General features: G+C 66.0%; 13 protein-coding genes. 9 read left to right on the top strand and 4 right to left on the bottom strand.

The window, feature by feature from the left end:
* Positions 1 to 7 precede the first annotated feature (7 nt).
* The 3 genes from MG068_RS13625 to MG068_RS13635 all read left to right on the top strand — a co-directional run bounded on the left by MG068_RS13625 (position 8) and on the right by MG068_RS13635 (position 2,064).
* On the top strand, positions 8 to 895 hold the full coding sequence (locus MG068_RS13625) for a DUF4097 family beta strand repeat-containing protein (protein WP_032130457.1): 888 nt from the start codon (positions 8 to 10) through the stop codon (positions 893 to 895).
* A gap of 31 nt (positions 896 to 926) precedes the next feature.
* Entirely contained in the window at positions 927 to 1,532 is a 606-nt protein-coding gene (locus MG068_RS13630) for a YggN family protein (RefSeq protein WP_132810470.1), read from the top strand.
* A gap of 106 nt (positions 1,533 to 1,638) precedes the next feature.
* Positions 1,639 to 2,064: a hypothetical protein gene (locus tag MG068_RS13635; protein WP_107433067.1), complete on the top strand. Its 426-nt coding sequence runs from the start codon at positions 1,639 to 1,641 to the stop codon at positions 2,062 to 2,064.
* Between the two features lie 104 nt (positions 2,065 to 2,168).
* On the opposite strand, the gene MG068_RS13640 is transcribed toward MG068_RS13635, so the two are convergent.
* Positions 2,169 to 3,596, bottom strand: a complete 1,428-nt coding sequence (locus tag MG068_RS13640; protein WP_049462122.1) for a class II fumarate hydratase — start codon at positions 3,594 to 3,596, stop codon at positions 2,169 to 2,171.
* 293 nt (positions 3,597 to 3,889) lie between these two features.
* On the opposite strand from MG068_RS13640, the gene purB reads away from it, so the two are divergent.
* Positions 3,890 to 5,257, top strand: coding sequence for an adenylosuccinate lyase (purB, locus tag MG068_RS13645; protein WP_107433064.1), 1,368 nt, complete (start codon positions 3,890 to 3,892; stop codon positions 5,255 to 5,257).
* 474 nt (positions 5,258 to 5,731) lie between these two features.
* On the opposite strand, the gene MG068_RS13650 is transcribed toward purB, so the two are convergent.
* Positions 5,732 to 7,083 (bottom strand): IS3-like element ISStma2 family transposase gene (locus MG068_RS13650; protein WP_132809301.1). Its coding sequence is split into 2 segments (ribosomal slippage): positions 5,732 to 6,636 and positions 6,636 to 7,083, totalling 1,353 coding nucleotides; the frame shifts between segments, so codons are not numbered across the junction.
* 270 nt (positions 7,084 to 7,353) lie between these two features.
* Here MG068_RS13650 and MG068_RS13655 point away from each other — a divergent pair.
* The 5 genes from MG068_RS13655 (at position 7,354) to lpdA (ending at position 15,433) form a co-directional block, all read left to right on the top strand.
* Positions 7,354 to 8,769: a ribosomal protein uL16 3-hydroxylase gene (locus MG068_RS13655; protein ID WP_132810471.1), complete on the top strand. Its 1,416-nt coding sequence runs from the start codon at positions 7,354 to 7,356 to the stop codon at positions 8,767 to 8,769.
* 9 nt (positions 8,770 to 8,778) lie between these two features.
* Positions 8,779 to 9,675, top strand: a complete 897-nt coding sequence (locus MG068_RS13660; protein WP_132810472.1) for a GNAT family N-acetyltransferase — start codon at positions 8,779 to 8,781, stop codon at positions 9,673 to 9,675.
* Between the two features lie 186 nt (positions 9,676 to 9,861).
* Positions 9,862 to 12,693, top strand: coding sequence for a 2-oxoglutarate dehydrogenase E1 component (locus MG068_RS13665; protein WP_132810473.1), 2,832 nt, complete (start codon positions 9,862 to 9,864; stop codon positions 12,691 to 12,693).
* A gap of 40 nt (positions 12,694 to 12,733) precedes the next feature.
* Positions 12,734 to 13,933, top strand: coding sequence for a dihydrolipoyllysine-residue succinyltransferase (sucB, locus tag MG068_RS13670; RefSeq protein ID WP_032129627.1), 1,200 nt, complete (start codon positions 12,734 to 12,736; stop codon positions 13,931 to 13,933).
* Positions 13,934 to 13,996: 63 nt separating this feature from the next.
* Complete coding sequence (lpdA, locus tag MG068_RS13675) at positions 13,997 to 15,433, top strand: dihydrolipoyl dehydrogenase (RefSeq protein ID WP_049398740.1); 1,437 nt, start codon at positions 13,997 to 13,999, stop codon at positions 15,431 to 15,433.
* Between the two features lie 148 nt (positions 15,434 to 15,581).
* On the opposite strand, the gene MG068_RS13680 is transcribed toward lpdA, so the two are convergent.
* Both MG068_RS13680 and MG068_RS13685 read right to left on the bottom strand, forming a co-directional pair.
* Positions 15,582 to 15,830 carry a hypothetical protein gene (locus MG068_RS13680; RefSeq protein WP_132810474.1) on the bottom strand — a complete coding sequence of 83 codons (249 nt, stop codon included), beginning with the start codon at positions 15,828 to 15,830 and terminating at the stop codon, positions 15,582 to 15,584.
* On the bottom strand, positions 15,827 to 16,039 hold the full coding sequence (locus tag MG068_RS13685) for a hypothetical protein (protein ID WP_010486834.1): 213 nt from the start codon (positions 16,037 to 16,039) through the stop codon (positions 15,827 to 15,829). Before MG068_RS13685 ends, MG068_RS13680 begins: the two co-directional genes overlap by 4 nt.
* Between the last annotated feature and the right edge of the window lie 107 nt (positions 16,040 to 16,146).

The following is a 16,146-nucleotide window of genomic DNA, read 5'->3' on the forward strand; positions in this document are numbered from 1 at the left end:
ACCACCCATGCGTTCTTTGCTCGCCTGTTCTGCGTTGTTGCTGTTGCCGTTGTCGGCGCTGGCCGCCGATGCTCCGAACTGCAAGTTCACTGCCGCCCGCGCACTGAAGCTGGACGTGGCTGGTGCCAGGACGGTGGTGTTCGAGGTCAATCAGCATGACCTGAAGGTGGTCGCCAGCGCTGGCGGCGGCCAGCTGGACGGCCGCGCCTGCGCGTCCAGCCAGGAATGGCTGGACCAGCTGGTGCTGGAGCAGCGCAAGGTCGGCGACAAGCTGGTGGTGAGCCTGCGCCGCGACGGCCGCCAAAGCGGCATCAGCCTGGGCAACAGCTACGCCTGGCTGGATATCCGTGGCAGCGTGCCGGACAACATGCCGCTGCAGTTCAAGATCGGCTCGGGCGATGCCAGCGTGGAGAACGCACAGTCGCTGAGCGTGGACGTGGGTTCCGGTGATGCCGTGGTCCGCGGTACCCGCGGCAGCATCCACGCTGCAGTGGGTTCGGGCGACCTCAACATCGATGGCGGCAGCTCCCTGAATCTGCTGTCGCTGGGTTCCGGCGACGTCACCGTACGCAACATCAGCGGCGATGCCAGCACCGGTACCGTCGGCTCCGGTGACCTGAAGATCAGCGATGTGCGTGGCAACGCGCGGCTGGATACCGTGGGCTCGGGTGATATCGAGTTCAAGCGCGTGCAGGGCAGCGTTGAAGTGGGCGTGGTCGGCTCCGGCGGGGTCGATCTGGCCGACATCGGCGGCAATGTGCATGTCCGCAGCCACGGCTCGGGCGACATCAACGTCGACGGCGTGCGCGGCACCCTGACCGTCGACCACAGCGGCAGCGGTGACGTCGATCATCGCAACGTCAGCGGCCGGGTCACTCTGCCGCGCAGCAAGTAAACCCTCTTCCAGACACTACCAGGGGAACACCATGAACCTGTTGCGCCTGTTGCCCGCTGTGCTGCTGTCCCTGCCGCTGATCGCCTGCGGCGGCACGTCGTCAGCACCCGACAAGACCGTTGGCAAGAACGTGGCCGAAGCCACAGGCGGCGTCGGCGAGACCGTCAGGAACGCCATGGACGATGCCCGCAAGGATATCGCCCAGGGCAACATCAAGATCTCGGCGGACAAGCAGCCGCGTGCGGAGATCACGCCGGATGGCCGCCTGCTGATCGCGGGCAAGGAGATCGCCGCCAACGATATCCAGCGCCGTCATCTGCAGGACTACCGCGGCCACGTGGTCGCCATCGCGATGGACGGCATGGATGTCGGCCTGGCCGGCGCCAAACTGGGTGCCAGTGCTGCCGGCGAAGCGCTGAAGGGCATTTTCAGCGGCGACAGCGAAGGTGTCGAAAAGCGCATCAATGCCGAAGCCGAGAAGATCGAAGCCCAGGCCAAGCGCATCTGCGACCGCCTTCCGGCGATGCTGGCCAGCCAGCAGGCGCTCGCACGTGAACTGCCGGCATTCAAGCCCTACGCGACCATGGACCAGAGCGACGTGGACGACTGCGGCAAGGACACCGTGGTCCAGCGCTAGGCCTGTGACAGATCAGCGCACCCGGCCGGCAGCGGCGTCCGGCTGCCGGCCGTAGTGCGCCGCCCGGCTTACAATGGCGGCCCCGGACGCCCCCGAACCGAATGTCATGAAGAAGCTGTTTCTGCTGTTGACCGCCCTGCTCTGCCTCGGCCTGGCCGGCTGTGACCAGGAGTACCGCAACCACCGCGCCGAGCGTGGCAAACCCAAGATTTCCGTCAGCGAAGGCATGGTCACCGTGCGTCGCCCGCCCGCGCCGAACATCATCATCCTCGCCGACGGCACGATGAAGATGGACGAGATCCAGATTCCGCTGGACGACGGGCAGAAACAGATGCTGCAGACCATGTTCGGCAAACTGCAGGTGCTGCGCCAGAACACCCTGGTGGCCGCACCGGCCGATCCGAACATGCAGCCGGTGAAGATCCAGCCGCCGGAGGGCATGGAGGTGATCCCGGCCGACCTGATCCAGCGCATCCCTGAGTTCAAGGATTACACCGACACCTTCGGCAACATCGTCGCCGACCGTCGCTGAAAAAAAACGCCGCCCAAAGGGCGGCGTTTCTGCTTTCTGTAGAGTCGAGCCATGCTCGACTCCGGAACAACAGTCGAGCATGGCTCGACTCTACAACCGGCCGATCAACCGCCGGCGCCGCCCCCACCGGCCTGGATGCCACCGGCGGTCAGCGCGGTCGGGTCCAGCAGGCGACGCAGCTCGGCCTCCTCCAGCCCACTGTCCTCCAGCGCCACATCCAGCACCGGGCGCTGTTCCTTGTACGCGCGCTTGGCAATCGCCGCAGCCTTCTCGTAGCCGATGATCGGGTTGAGGGCGGTAACCAGGATCGGGTTGCGCGCCAGCGCCTCGGCAACGCGGTCCTCGCGCACCTTCAGCCCGGCAATCGCACTGTCGGCCAGCAGGGTGGACACGTTGGCCAGCAGGCCGATGCCATCGAGCAGGTTCACTGCGATCAGCGGCAGGGTGACGTTGAGCTGAAAGTTGCCGGTCTGCCCGGCCACGGTGATCGCAGTGTGGTGACCGATCACCTGTGCACAGGCCATCACCGTCGCTTCCGGAATCACAGGGTTGACCTTGCCCGGCATGATCGAGCTGCCCGGCTGCAGCGCCGGCAGTTCGATCTCGCCCAGCCCGGCCAGCGGACCGGCGTTCATCCAACGCAGGTCGTTGGCGATCTTGATCAGCGCCACCGCCAGCGCATTGAGCTGACCGGAAAGCTCCACCGCGTCGTCCTGTGCGGCCAGGCCTTCGAACTTGTTCTCGGCACTGTCGAACTTGAAACCGGTCTGCTGCTTCAGTGCCTTGGCCACCTGTGCACCGAAGCGCGGATCGGCATTGATGCCGGTGCCGATGGCGGTGCCACCCAGCGGCAGCCGGCGCACGCGCTTGAGGCTGTCTTCGATACGCTCCTGCGCCGACGCCAGCTGCGCCGACCACGCGCCGAATTCCTGCTCGAAGGTCAGCGGCATCGCATCCATCAGGTGGGTGCGGCCGGTCTTGACCACCTTGCGCAGGCTGCGGCCCTTCTTGTCCAGGGTCTTGCGCAGGTGCACCAGCGCCGGCAGCAGCTGCTCATGCGTCGCCAACACCGCCGACACCCGCAACGCGGTCGGAATCACGTCGTTGGAGCTCTGCCCCTGGTTGACGTGGTCATTGGGGTGCACACTGGTCTTGCCCGCCTTGCCGGCACGGTTGGCCAGGGTGGCGATGACCTCGTTGGCATTCATGTTCGAGGACGTGCCAGAACCCGTCTGATAGACATCGATCGGGAACTGCGCGTCCCAGTTGCCGGCGGCCACTTCGGCGGCAGCGGTCTGGATGGCCTTGGCCACGTTCTTCGGCAGGTGGCCCAGTTCTGCGTTGACGCCCGCGGCGGCGCCCTTGACCAGGCCCAGGGCACGGATGAAACCGCGCGGCATGCGCTGGCCCGACACCGGGAAGTTCTGCACGGCACGCTGGGTCTGGGCGCCCCACAGGGCGTCCGCAGGCACCTGCAGCTCGCCCATGCTGTCGTGTTCGATTCTGAAACCCTTGCTTGCAGCTTTGCTCATTGCATCAACTCCGCACTACTTCAGTTGGGGAAAGGGAAGCGGCGGCTGGCAGGGTGTCGCTTCCCGGGCTGGCGGCTGCGCCAACGATACTCCCTTGCCCGCAGCGTGGGATGACGAGGGCGGGCCAGATCGTTTCATCCGCAGGGCCGATCTGCACGCGCAAGGGTAGTGCCGGCCGCTGGCCGGCAATCCATGGAAGCGTGGGCCGTGCGTGGTTGCCGGCCAGCGGCCGGCACTACCTCACCGGCACGTCGTAGAATATGGCCCCCGCCGCTCGCCCCAGCCCTGCCGACATGTCCGATTCCGCCCTGCTCGCCCTGTCCCCGCTCGATGGCCGCTATGCCGGCAAGGTCGACGCCCTGCGCCCGATCTTCTCCGAGTACGGCCTGATCAAGGCCCGCATCACGGTCGAAGTGGAGTGGCTGCTGGCCCTGGCCGCCGAGCCGGGCATCGTCGAACTGGCCCCGTTCTCCGACGCCGCCGTCGCCCGCCTGCGCGCCCTGGCCGCCAGCTTCAGCCCGGTCCAGGCCGCGCGCGTGAAGGAGATCGAACGCACCACCAACCATGACGTCAAGGCGGTGGAGTACTTCATCAAGGAACAGCTGAAGGACGACGCCGAGCTGGCCCCGGCGCTGGAATTCGTGCATTTCGCCTGCACCAGCGAAGACATCAACAACCTCAGCTACGGCCTGATGCTGGAACAGGCCCGCCGCGAGGTGCTGCTGCCGACCCTGGACGGCATCGCCAACAGCCTGCGCAGCCTGGCCCACGCCCAGGCCGGCCAGCCGATGCTGTCGCGCACCCACGGCCAGACCGCCTCGCCCACCACCCTGGGCAAGGAACTGGCCAACGTGGTCGCCCGCCTGGAGCGCCAGCGCAGGCAGATCGCTGCGGTCGAACTGACCGGCAAGATCAATGGCGCGGTGGGCAACTACAACGCCCACATCGCCAGCTACCCGGACGTGGACTGGCCGGCCTTCGCCGAGCGCTTCGTGACCGGCCTGGGCTTGGTGTTCAACCCGTACACCACGCAGATCGAGCCGCACGACAACATCGCCGAAATCGGCGATGCCGCACGCCGCGCCAACATCATCCTGATCGACCTGGCCCGTGACATCTGGGGCTACGTTTCTCTGGGCTACTTCAAGCAGCGCCTGAAGGAAGGCGAAGTCGGCTCGTCGACGATGCCGCACAAGGTCAACCCGATCGACTTCGAGAATGCGGAAGGCAACTTCGGCATTGCCAACGCGCTGTTCGAGCACTTCAGCGCGAAGCTGCCGATCAGCCGCTGGCAGCGTGACCTGACCGACTCCACCGTGCTGCGTGCGCTGGGCACCGCGTTCGGCCACAGCCAGGTGGCGCTGGATTCGCTGGCCAAGGGCCTGGGCAAGCTGGAAGTGAACCCGCAGCGCCTGGATGCCGATCTGGACGCGGCCTGGGAAGTGCTGGCCGAGGCCGTGCAGACGGTGATGCGCCGCCACGGCCTGCCGAACCCGTACGAGCAGCTGAAGGCGCTGACCCGTGGGCAGGGCATCACCGCCGAGTCGATGCGTGCGTTCGTGGAGGGGCTGGAGCTGCCGGCGGATGCGAAGCAGCGCCTGCTGGAGATGACCCCGGGCAGCTACACCGGCCTGGCCGAGTCGCTGGCGAAGAAGATTTAAGGTGTTTCCTTTGCGGCGGCGGCCGCGGGCGCTGCCTGCGGCAGGCAACTGCAACAGCAACAGCAACAGCGATCCAGGCTCTGGGTTGCTGCGGGCTGGGCGGGGCGGGAGGGGCCAGCGGGACGCGCCGTGAGCCCATCCATGGGGGCTCGATGGCGCCATCCATGGCGCCAACGGTCCCGCTGGCCCCTCCCGCCCCGCCTCTGACAGATTTCCGGTGACGGATCGAAGAGCGTGGGGTTGTCGGGACGGAATTTGAAAGAGGGACGCGGCTTCGCCGCGTCCCTCTTTTGTTTTGGGATGAGCAAGCGCAGCGCGCGACCCGCTTTTGCCTTGCTTTTTCTTCTTCCATTCCGTGGCGGGCCGCGCAGGAAACTGTCAGGGGCCGGGCGGGGTGGGTTCGCGGGACCGTTGGCGCCATGGATGGCGCCATCGAGCCCCCATGGTGAAGTGACCCCCGAGACTTGGACGGGGTCAGGCGGCCGATTGGGCCTGCTCCCGGTACTTTACCGGGCTCAGACCTTTCAGTTTCAGTTTGATGCGTTCTTCGTTGTAGTACTGGATGTATTCCACCAGCCCAGCCTCCAGACTCTCGAGGCTGTCAAAGCTGTTCAGGTAGAAGAATTCCGACTTCAGCGTTCCAAAGAAGCTCTCCATCGCCGCATTGTCCAGGCAGTTGCCGCGCCGGGACATGCTTTGCTTCAACGAGTGCTTTTCCAGCATGTGCCGGTAGTTTTCATGCTGGTACTGCCAGCCCTGGTCGGAGTGGATCATGGGGCGCTCATCCGGGGAAAGCTTCTTGATGGCCTCCTCCAGCATTTGACCCACCAGATCAAATACGGGCCGACGCTTGATCTGATAAGCCACGATTTCGCCGTTGTAGAGGTCCATGATCGGCGACAGGTATAGCTTCATGCCCTGCACCTTGAACTCGGTCACGTCAGTCACCCACTTCTGGTTGGGCCGCTCGGCATGGAACTGGCGATTGAGGTCATTGCCAACCACAACATTGGCCGCCCCCTTGAAGGCCTGGTAGCGCTTCACACGCACCCGCGATTTCAGCCCCATCTCCCCCATCAGGCGCTGAACCCGCTTGTGATTGGTCCGATGACCCTGATTGGCTAATTCCAGCGTCACCGTGCGATAGCCATAGCGCCCTTGGCTTTGATCGTAGATTGCACGGATGCGCTCGCACAGGGCTGCCTCATCCTGATCCGGATGGGCCAGGACATGGTTCTGGTAATAGAACGTACTGCGTGACAGCTCAGCTGCTTCGAGCAGAAGCGACAGCGTATGAACCTGCCTCAATCCTTGGACGGCTTGCGCTTTGCGTCCTGCGCCGCCTGCTCTTCCCGGATCAAGGCATCGAGTTTTTTTAGGTAGTCGGTCTCCGCACGCAGATAGGCGACTTCCTTGAGCAGCTCATCGCGGCTCATATCTTCAGGCGGCTTGGACGAACGGGTCTTCTTCATCGGCTTTCGGGGCGGCGGCGGAGGGGGTGCCAACGCTTGGGCACCGCCTTGAGCATACAGGCGCCGCCATCGCCCCACCGCGCCGGCATCGCCAATTTGAAAGTAGGTGGTGGCCTCGCGCCCGGACAGGCCGTCCTGGCTCATCTTCTCCAGGACAGCCAGCTTGAACGGGAGGTCATAGGACCGGGCCTGGCGATGAAATCCCCGCCAACCATGCAGCCGATAGGTCGCCACCCAGCGCCTGACCGTGGAGAACTCCAGGCCGTGGCGACGGGCAATGGCTTTGACCGATGTGGAGGTCTTGCAGGCCTCTTTGGCGACCTGCAGTTTGAAACGCGCGTCGTATTTGTTCATGTATCCCTCGGGGTTGGATCTAGCGTCCAACTCCCGGGGGTCACTTCATGGATGGGTTCACGGCGTGTCCCGCGACCCCACCCCGCCCGGCCCAGCCCAGGAAGCCGGCGCTTTGCGCGACCAACCACCCCGCCACGAGGGGCTCCGCCGTTGGCCGGACACCCCGCGACAAACCCGCGCACGTGCGCAATCCCCACGAACGGCGGACAATGGAGATCTCAGGCGGCCCGCCGCGCCGCCCCTCCCGCTTTCCGCTGCAAGGATTCCCCCATGGCCGCCCGCAAGTCCTCCGCCCCCCTCATCGAAGTCACCGCCCGCCCCGGCCAGCCGCTGGGCATGGCGCCGGCCACCTTCCTGCGCGACTTCTGGCAGAAACGCCCGCTGCTGATCCGCAACGCCTTCCCCAACTTCCAGACCCCGGTGCAGCCGGAAGACCTGGCCGGGCTGGCCTGCGAAGAAGGCGTGCTGGCACGCCTGATCGAGCACGACAAGACCCAGGACGGCTGGCGCGTGCGTACCGGCCCGTTCCAGGAAGACGTGTTCCCCGCCCTGCCCGACCACGACTGGACCCTGCTGGTGCAGGACGTGGACAAGTGGGACCCGGACGTGCGCGCCCTGATCGAGCACTTCAGCTTCCTGCCGCGCTGGCGCATGGATGACGTGATGATCAGCTTCGCCGCCACCGGCGGCTCGGTCGGCGCCCACGTCGACCAGTACGACGTGTTCCTGCTGCAGGCCCATGGCCATCGCCGCTGGCAGATCGATGCCAGCGAATCGATCAAGGGCAAGCAGCCGCCGCTGGGCTTCCGCCCCGACGTGGAGCTGAAGCTGCTGAAGGTGTTCAAGCCGACCCACGACTGGGTGCTGGCGCCGGGCGACATGCTGTACCTGCCGCCGAACGTGCCGCACCACGGCGTCGCCGAAGATCCCTGCCTGACCTTCTCGTTCGGCATGCGCGCGCCGTCTTCGGCCGAGCTGATCAGCGACTACCTGGACACCCTGATCGCCGATGCCGACGAGAACATCCGCTACCAGGATGCCGACCTGAAGGTGCCGGCCGACCCGCACGAAATCGACACAGTGGCGATGGCGCGGGTGATCACCGCGCTCAACGCCATCCGCATGAACGACCCGGACAAGCTGGGTGACTGGTTTGGCCGCTTCATCACCACCTACCGCGCCGCCGGCGAAGTGATGGCCCACCAGGCCGCACCGGCACAGGAAGAAGTGGTCCAGGCCCTGGCCTCGGGCCTGCTGCTGCAGCGCCACCCGTGGGCCCGCCTGGCCTGGCGCCGGGCCAAGCGTGGCGCCAGCCTGTATGTCAGCGGCCAGGACTTCGCGCTGCCGGTGAAGGACGCGCAGCGCCTGGCTGGCACCGAACAGCTGGACGCCGCCGCTTATCGCGGCCTGTCCGACAAGGGCCGTGCCGTGGTCCAGCAGCTGCTGGTCGGCGGGGTGTTCCAGCTGATCGACCCGAATGAGGTATACGAGGCCGAAGACGAGGAAGACGGCGAGGATGCCGTGGTGCTCGGCGAGGTCGTCGAAGGCCGCGACCGCGTGGATGCGATCGACGCCGACGCGGTGTCCGACGATGTCCACACCGTGACCGTGCACGACGACGGCATCGAGGTCATCGTCAACTTCGAGGACGACGAGGAAGACGACAGCGGTGCTGGCCGCGCCTGAGTCGCCACCATGATCCGGGTCCAGCAGGTCAGCCACGCCGACGCCCACGTTGCCATCCACGAGGTGCGCCAACGCGTGTTCGTGCAGGAACAGGGCATCGCCGCCGAGCTGGAACGCGATGCGCTGGACCCGGTCAGTGCCCATGTGCTGGCGCTGGACAGTGACAACCAGCCGGTCGGCACGGGCCGGCTGGCCCCGGATGGCCGCATCGGCCGCATGGCGGTGCTGGCCAGCCATCGCAGCCGCGGGGTCGGCGAGGCCCTGCTGGAAGCACTGGTGGAGGCCGGGCGCCGGCTCGGCCTGGCCGAGCTGCATCTGCACGCCCAGCTGCCCGCCCGTGACTTCTATGCCCGCCAGGGTTTCCTGCCCGAAGGCGAGGTGTTCGAGGAGGCCGGCATCGGCCACCAGCAGATGCGCCGCCGGTTGGGCGCGGCCAGTGCCATCGACAGCCGCGAGCAGGCGGTGGCCATCACCACGGCCATCGTCCACCGCGCCCGCCGCCAAGTGTGGCTGCACAGCCGTCAGCTGGACCCGGGACTGCTCGACGCGCCGTCGGTACAGGCCGCCCTGCGCCGCTTCGTCACCGCCCGCCACGACAAGCAGCTGCGGGTGATCGTGCACGACGCCGCCGCGATCGCCTCTGCCGGGGCGCCACTGCTGGCGCTGGCCCAGCGCCTGCCCAGCGTGATCCAGTTCCGCGAGGTCACCGACCCGGTCGACCGTGCACTGGCCTCGGCCTGTCTGCTCAACGATGCGGGCGACTTCTACTTTCGTCTGATCGGCCATCGCCTCGACGGCGAAGCCGGCATCGCGCTGCCGACACGTTCGCAGCCGTTCGAGCAGCAATTGCAGCGCGTCTGGGACCGTTCGCGTGATTGCAGCGAACTGCGCGCGCTCGGCATCTGAGCGGAGCGGGCTGACTCAACCTGTCTGGAACCGGCACCGGGGGACGCGCGATACCTCTAGTGGTGCCCCTTCGTGTCCGGTTGGGGGTACAATTTGGCTGTTTGAACGCGCCCGCGCAGGGCTATTCATCTTCCTGCCGGGTCCTTCTGAAGCCATACCCCACAAAGCGAATCAACACCCTCCATCGTGGACAATCAACTGAAGCAGTTTGCGCAATCTTCGCAACTCGCCGGCGGCAACGCCTCCTATGTCGAGGACCTGTACGAGCAGTACCTGGTCTCCCCGGATAGTGTCGATCCCAAATGGAAAGCCTACTTCGACGGCTTCAAGGGCCGTGAAGCAGGTGACATTCCGCACTCGGCCGTCATCTCCCACATTGCGGACGCGGCCAAGGATGCGCTGAAGGCCGGTACCGGCAACGGTGCAGGCGACGAGCGCGAGCGCAATGTCGGTCGTCTGATCACTGCCTACCGTTCGCGCGGCCACCTGGACGCCCGCCTCGATCCGCTGGGCCTGGCCGCACCGGTCAACACCCCGGACCTGGGCCTGCCGTTCCACAGCCTGTCCGATGGCGACCTCAACAGCGAGTTCAGCACCGGCGGCGTCGGTGGCCAGCCGCGCATGAAGCTGCGCGACCTGCTGGCACGCCTGAAGGCGACCTACACCGGCTCGATCGGTGCGGAGTTCATGCACATCTCCGAGGTCGAGCAGCGCCAGTGGATCTACAAGAAGCTGGAACTGGCCGGTGGCAACTACCAGCTGGACGCTGATACCCAGCGCCGCACCCTGGAGCGCCTGACCGCGGCTGAAGGCCTGGAGCGCTACCTGCACACCAAGTACGTCGGCCAGAAGCGCTTCTCGCTGGAAGGCGGCGACTCGCTGATCCCGATGATGGACACCATCATCCGCAGCGCCGGCAAGGATGGCGTCAAGGACGTGGTGATCGGCATGGCCCACCGCGGCCGCCTGAACGTGCTGGTCAACACCCTGGGCAAGAATCCGCGCAAGCTGTTCGACGAATTCGAAGGCAAGTTCGAGCACGACGAGCACGCCTCGGCCGGTGACGTGAAGTACCACATGGGCTTCTCCGCCGACGTCGCCACCGATGGCGGCCCGGTGCACCTGGCGCTGGCGTTCAACCCGTCGCACCTGGAAATCGCCGACCCGGTCGTGGCCGGTTCCGTGCGTTCGCGCCAGGAGCGCCGCAAGGACACCGCGCGCAAGCAGGTCATGCCCATCCTGATCCACGGCGACGCGGCCTTCTCCGGCCAGGGCGTGGTCATGGAACTGTTCCAGATGTCGCAGGCCCGCGGCTTCGCCGTCGGCGGCACCGTGCACATCGTGGTCAACAACCAGGTTGGCTTCACCACCTCCAACCCGCTGGATACGCGTTCCACGCGCTATGCCACCGACGTGGCGAAGATGATCGCCGCCCCGGTGCTGCACGTGAACGGCGATGATCCGGAAGCCGTTGTGTTCGCCGCTCAGCTGGCCTTCGAGTTCCGCCAGACGTTCGCCAAGGACGTGGTCATCGACCTGATGTGCTACCGCCGTTGGGGCCACAACGAGGCCGACGAACCGGCGATCACCCAGCCACTGATGTACCAGGTGATCCGCAAGCACGCCACCACCCGCGAGATGTACGCCGAGCAGCTGGAAAAGGCGGGCGTGATCGCCGCCGGTGCCGGCAAGGCGATGGTCGATGCCTACCGCGAGAAGCTGGATGCCGGTGAAGTGACCACCGAGCTGGCCAAGGTCGAGAAGACCCCGCCGACCAGCCCGCTGTTCGTCGATTGGCCGAAGCTGCTGGAAGGCAAGCTGTCCGACCCGATCTCGACCAAGGTCGAGAAGAACAAGCTGGTCGAACTGGCCAAGCTGATCAACACCATTCCGGACGAAGTGCAGCTGCACTCGCGCGTGGCCAAGGTCTACGACGACCGCCGCAAGATGGCCGCTGGCGAGATCCCGGGCGACTGGGGCTTTGCCGAGAACCTGGCGTACGCCACCCTGCTCGACGAAGGCAGTGCCCTGCGCCTGGTCGGCCAGGACGTGGGTCGCGGTACGTTCACGCACCGCCACGCGATCCTGCACGACCAGAAGACCGACAACTACTACATGCCGCTGCGGCAGCTGGTGGATTCGCCGGAGAAGGCCACCGTCATCGATTCGCTGCTGAGCGAAGAAGCGGTGATGGCCTACGAGTACGGCTTCTCCACCACCGATCCGAACACGCTGTGCATCTGGGAAGGCCAGTTCGGCGACTTCGCCAACGGTGCCCAGGTCGTCATCGACCAGTTCATCGCCGCCGGTGAGGCCAAGTGGGGCCGCATCTCCGGCCTGACCCTGCTGCTGCCGCATGGCTATGAAGGTCAGGGCCCGGAACACAGCTCGGCGCGCCTGGAGCGCTTCCTGCAGCTGTGCGCGCTGGAGAACATGCTGGTGGTGGTGCCGTCGACCCCGGCACAGGCCTTCCACATGCTGCGTCGCCAGCAGCACCTGACCACCCGCAAGCCGCTGGTGGTGATGTCGCCGAAGTCGCTGCTGCGCCACAAGCTGGCCGTGTCGACCCTGGACGAACTGGCCAACGGCGAGTTCCAGCACCTGATCGGCGACGCCAACGCGGACGCCAAGAAGGTCAAGCGCGTGGTGCTGTGCTCGGGCAAGGTCTACTACGACCTGCTGGAAGACCAGACCAAGCGTGGCCAGGACGACGTGGCGATCATCCGCGTGGAGCAGCTGTACCCGTTCCCGCGTGCGCTGCTGGCTGCCGAACTGAAGAAGTACGGCAAGGCCACCGACGTGGTGTGGACGCAGGAAGAACCGCAGAACCAGGGTGCGTGGTACCAGATCCGCCACCACCTGCAGTTCTGCCTGGCCGATGGCCAGAACCTGCACTACGCCGGTCGCGCACGTTCGGCTTCGCCGGCTGCCGGTCACATGGCTGACCACGTCCGCGAACAGCAGCAGCTGGTCGCCGATGCACTGGTCAACCCGTTCAACGACACGTTCGCTGAATAATCCTCCCCCTATTTAGAAGACAAACCAGGAAGCTCCCGCAATGGCCACCGAAGTCAAAGCCCCGGTACTGCCCGAATCCGTCGCCGACGGCACCATCGCCACCTGGCACAAGAAGGTGGGCGACGCCGTCAAGCGCGACGAAAACCTGCTTGACCTGGAAACCGACAAGGTCGTCCTGGAAGTGCCGTCGCCGGTCGACGGCGTGCTCAAGGAAATCAAGTTCGCCGAAGGCTCGACCGTGACCTCCAGCCAGGTCGTGGCGATCATCGAGGAAGGCGCCGTCGCTGCTGCCCCGGCTCCGGCCGCTGAAGAGAAGAAGGCCGAGGCCGCTCCGGCCGCCGCTGCGCCGGCCGCTGCCGCCGCTCCGGCCCCGGCTGCCAAGTCGGCCGCCGACACCCTGCCGCCGGGCGCCCGCTTCACCGCCATCACCGAAGGCGTGAACCCGGCCGACGTCGACGGCACCGGCCGTCGCGGCGCAGTGACCAAGGAAGACATCGTCAACTTCGCCCGCAACGGCGGCGCCGGCAAGGCCGGTGGCGCACGTCCGGAAGAGCGCGTGCCGATGACCCGCATCCGCAAGCGCATCGCCGAGCGCCTGATGGAGTCGAAGAACTCCACCGCCATGCTGACCACCTTCAACGAAGTCGACCTGTCCAAGGTCTCGGCGGCGCGCAAGGAACTGCAGGACGAGTTCGTCAAGGCACACGGCATCAAGCTGGGCTTCATGAGCTTCTTCGTGAAGGCCGCTGCCAATGCCCTGCAGCGCTTCCCGCTGGTCAACGCCTCGATCGACGGCGACGACATCATCTACCACGGCTACTCGGACATCTCGATCGCCGTGTCGACCGAGAAGGGCCTGGTCACGCCGGTGCTGCGCAACGTCGAGCGCATGTCGTTCGCCGACATCGAGAAGACCATCGCCGACTACGCCAAGAAGGCCCGTGACGGCAAGCTGAGCCTGGAAGAACTGCAGGGCGGCACCTTCACCGTGACCAACGGCGGCACCTTCGGTTCGCTGCTGTCGACCCCGATCATCAACCCGCCGCAGAGCGCCATCCTGGGCATGCATGCCATCAAGGAGCGTCCGATCGCCCAGAACGGCCAGGTCGTGATCGCGCCGATGATGTACCTGGCGCTGTCGTACGACCACCGCATCATCGACGGCAAGGACTCGGTGCAGTTCCTGGTGGACATCAAGAACCAGCTGGAAAACCCGGGCCGCATGCTGTTCGGCCTGTAAGACACCTCCCGCCCCTCCGCGCCTGCGCGGAGGGGTTCTGGTAATGCATCAAGGAATAATTCAATGGCTGAACAATTCGACGTCGTAGTCATCGGTGCCGGCCCGGCCGGTTACCACGCTGCCATCCGCGCGGCACAGCTGGGCCTGAAGACCGCCTGCATCGACGCAGCGCTGGGCAAGGACGGCAAGCCGGCCCTCGGCGGCACCTGCCTGCGCGTGGGCTGCATCCCGTCCAAGGCGCTGCTGGATTCCTCGCGCCAGTTCTGGAACATGGGCCACATCTTTGGCGACCACGGCATCAGCTTCAAGGATGCCAAGATCGACGTCGAGGCGATGGTTGGCCGCAAGGACAAGATCGTCAAGCAGTTCACCGGCGGCATCGGCATGCTGTTCAAGGCCAACAAGGTCGCCGCCTACTACGGCTTCGGCGAACTGCAGCCGGGCAACGTGGTCAAGGTCACCCAGCATGACGGTTCCATCGTCGAGCTGAAGGGCACCAACGTCATCATCGCCGCCGGTTCGGATTCGATCGAACTGCCGTTCGCCAAGTTCGACGGCGAGACCATCGTCGACAACGTCGGCGGCCTGGACTTCACCGAAGTGCCGAACCGCCTGGCCGTGATCGGCGCCGGCGTGATCGGCCTGGAACTGGGCAGCGTGTGGAAGCGCCTGGGCGCTGAAGTCACCATCCTGGAAGCACTGCCGGACTTCCTGGCCGTGGCCGACGCCGAAGTGGCCAAGACCGCTGCCAAGGAATTCAAGAAGCAGGGCCTGGACATCCGCCTCGGCGCCAAGGTCTCCAAGACCGAGATCACCGGCAAGGGCAAGAAGAAGGAAGTCGTTGTCACCTACACCGACAGCGAAGGCGAAAAGACCCTGACCGTGGACAAGCTGCTGGTGGCCGTTGGCCGTCGCGCCGCCACCAAGGGCCTGCTGGCCGAAGGCACCGGCGTCAAGATCAACGAGCGCGGCCAGATCGAAGTCGATGCGCACTGCCACACCGGCGTCAACGGCGTGTGGGCGGTCGGCGACTGCGTGCGCGGCCCGATGCTGGCGCACAAGGGCTTCGAGGAAGGCATCGCGGTGGCTGAGCTGATCGCCGGCCTGCCGGGCCACGTCAACTTCGACACCATCCCGTGGGTCATCTACACCGAGCCGGAGCTGGCATGGGTCGGCAAGACCGAAGCACAGCTGAAGGCCGAAGGCATTCCGTACAAGGCCGGCAGCTTCCCGTTCGCCGCCAACGGCCGTGCCGTGGCGATGATCGAGCCGGCAGGCTTCGTGAAGATCCTGGCCCATGCCGAAACCGACCGCATCCTCGGCATGCACCTGGTCGGCGCCAACGTCTCCGAGCTGGTGCACGAAGGCGTGCTGACCATGGAGTTCAGCGGCTCGGCCGATGACCTGGCCCGCATCTGCCACGCTCACCCGTCGCTGTCGGAAGTGATCCACGACGCCGCGATGGCGGTCAGCAAGCGCGCCATCCACAAGGCGAACTGATCTGCACCCAGGTGGGTGCCGACCGTTGGTCGGCGCACTCCAGCAATCAAAAAACCCCGCCTCGGCGGGGTTTTTTGATTGCGCTGATGATGTAGAGCCGAGCCCACGCTCGGCTATCCCGGGAAAAGAGCCGAGCATCGGCTCGGCGCTACACCTTTCCAGCCGGCTTCTTCGGCGGATCATCACAGATCCGGTGCTGGACCACGGTTTCACCCGCCTTCCATTCCTTCACTACCCGGCAGTGCTCCTTGGGTTTGACCGCCTTGGCCGCCGCTGCATCCGCCTCGTCGGCAGCGGCAGTCTGCTGGCGCTCCAGCCACACCGAGGGTGGCGCTGGAGGTGTGGCCAGTGCCGGCCCCGCGAGCAATGCCAGCGCCACCAGCAGCACCGTCCTCATGCAGCCACCGCCCGGCCACCGAGCAGGCGCGCCGGCAGCATGAACAGCGCGCGCAGGAACGCGAACAGGGCCGAGAAGGTGATGCCGACCAGGCGGAACGGCAGACTCAGCAGCCACACGAACGGCCAAGCGATCAGGGCGAGGATCGCCAGCGGCCAGCACAGCACGAACAGCAGGCACCACACACCGAGCGCGAACAAGGTCTTCATCACGGTCTCCTTGTGGCGGCACCCTGCCGCCTGCGGACACCTTGGCGCCCCGCCCTGGCCGCCCGCAAACGGTTTGCGACGAAACCCGGGCTGGGGGCGATGAAACC

The sequence above is a fragment of the Stenotrophomonas sp. ASS1 genome (genome assembly GCF_004346925.1).
In the GTDB taxonomy this organism is placed as follows: Bacteria; Pseudomonadota; Gammaproteobacteria; order Xanthomonadales; family Xanthomonadaceae; genus Stenotrophomonas; species Stenotrophomonas maltophilia_A.

Coding starts and splice junctions, on each gene's coding strand:
- MG068_RS13625 (WP_032130457.1), top strand. CDS start 8: ATGCGTTCTTTGCTCGCCTGTTCTGCGTTGTTGCTGTTGCCGTTGTCG.
- MG068_RS13630 (WP_132810470.1), top strand. CDS start 927: ATGAACCTGTTGCGCCTGTTGCCCGCTGTGCTGCTGTCCCTGCCGCTG.
- MG068_RS13635 (WP_107433067.1), top strand. CDS start 1,639: ATGAAGAAGCTGTTTCTGCTGTTGACCGCCCTGCTCTGCCTCGGCCTG.
- MG068_RS13640 (WP_049462122.1), bottom strand. CDS start 3,596: ATGAGCAAAGCTGCAAGCAAGGGTTTCAGAATCGAACACGACAGCATG.
- purB (WP_107433064.1), top strand. CDS start 3,890: ATGTCCGATTCCGCCCTGCTCGCCCTGTCCCCGCTCGATGGCCGCTAT.
- MG068_RS13655 (WP_132810471.1), top strand. CDS start 7,354: ATGGCCGCCCGCAAGTCCTCCGCCCCCCTCATCGAAGTCACCGCCCGC.
- MG068_RS13660 (WP_132810472.1), top strand. CDS start 8,779: ATGATCCGGGTCCAGCAGGTCAGCCACGCCGACGCCCACGTTGCCATC.
- sucB (WP_032129627.1), top strand. CDS start 12,734: ATGGCCACCGAAGTCAAAGCCCCGGTACTGCCCGAATCCGTCGCCGAC.
- lpdA (WP_049398740.1), top strand. CDS start 13,997: ATGGCTGAACAATTCGACGTCGTAGTCATCGGTGCCGGCCCGGCCGGT.
- MG068_RS13680 (WP_132810474.1), bottom strand. CDS start 15,830: ATGAGGACGGTGCTGCTGGTGGCGCTGGCATTGCTCGCGGGGCCGGCA.
- MG068_RS13685 (WP_010486834.1), bottom strand. CDS start 16,039: ATGAAGACCTTGTTCGCGCTCGGTGTGTGGTGCCTGCTGTTCGTGCTG.